We start from the raw sequence: 1,251 nt of genomic DNA, 5'->3' as shown, positions 1-1,251 counted from the left end.
CACCTGCCACGGTGGACGGTGTGGGAGTCCGCACCGTATGCACCTCAGTCCTCGTCGCCGCGCTGACCGCCGTCGTCGCCGTCACCATCCGCATCGGAGGTTCCGAAGCGCACCCGCGCCACCTCCTGTACTGGTACGCGGCGGCCTGGGTGCTGTTCGCCGGCGCCGCATGGACGGTCCGCAAGGTGCCCGTGCGCGCCGCCGTGGTCCTGGTGCTCGCCGGCAGCGCCGCGCTGTCGCTCGCGGCGCTGAGCGGCCCGCCCCGCACCAGCAGCGACATGTACCGCTACGCCTGGGACGGCAGGGTGCAGGCCGCGGGCATCTCCCCGTACGCCCACCCGCCCGCCGCGCCGGAACTGGCCGGGCTGCGTGACCGCTGGCTCTTCCCGCCGGGCCCCGACTGCCCGGCACCCGATCTGCGCGCTGTCGGCGCGGACTGCACCCGGATCAACCGGCCCGCCGTGAACACCATCTACCCGCCGGTCGCGGAAGGCTGGTTCCTCGCCGTCCACGCGCTGTCCCCCGACGGCGCCCGCCACAAGCCGACCCAGATCGCGGGCGCGCTGCTGGCCGTCGGGACCACCGCCGCTCTGCTCCTCGTCCTGCGGCGGCGCGGCGATCCACGGCGCGCGGCGCTGTGGGCCTGGTGTCCCGCGGTGTCCTTCGCGGCCGTCAACGACGCGCATGTCGACACCCTCGGCGTGCTGCTGACCGTGCTCGCGCTCGGTACGTCCGTCCTGCCGCGCCGCGGCGCGCTGCTCGGCGCGGCCATCGCCGTCAAACTGCTGCCCGCGGTCGTCCTGCCGGGCGCCCTCGCCCGCCGGGGCCCCCGCGACGCCGCGCGCGTCCTGGTACCCGCCGCGCTGGTGATCGCACTCGCCTATCTGCCGTACATCCTGACCTCCGGCTTCGGCGTCCTCGGCTACCTGCCCGGCTATCTGCAGGAGGAGGGGTACGAATCAGGCAGCGTCCGACGGTTCGCGCTGCTGCGGCTGTTCCTGCCGGACGGCGTCGCCGCCCCGGTCGCGGTGGCCCTCATCGCGCTGACCGCCCTCTACGTCATGCGCCGCGGCGACCCGGACCGGCCGTGGAGCGGCGCGCTGCTCGTCACCGGCACCGCGCTGCTCCTGACCTCGCCCTCCTACTACTGGTACGCCCTGCTGGTGATCGCGCTGGTCGCCCTCGACGGCCGCTGGGAATGGCTCGCCGTCCCCCTCGCGGGCACCGTGCTCTACATCGGCAACGCCATGG

Annotated in this window: 1 protein-coding gene; it reads left to right on the top strand. The window is 74.7% G+C overall.

The window, feature by feature from the left end; translation table 11 throughout:
- Positions 1–20: 20 nt before the first annotated feature.
- Positions 21–1,251, top strand: a 1,231-nt coding sequence (locus C6N31_RS42180) for a glycosyltransferase family 87 protein (protein WP_307811612.1), incomplete at its 3' end; no start/stop codon positions are given.

The sequence above is a fragment of the Streptomyces fildesensis genome (assembly GCF_016107395.1).
GTDB lineage: Bacteria > Actinomycetota > Actinomycetes > Streptomycetales > Streptomycetaceae > Actinacidiphila > Actinacidiphila fildesensis.
The sequence above is the reverse complement of the archived record's forward strand: the minus strand, read 5'-3'. Positions and strand labels throughout refer to the sequence as shown.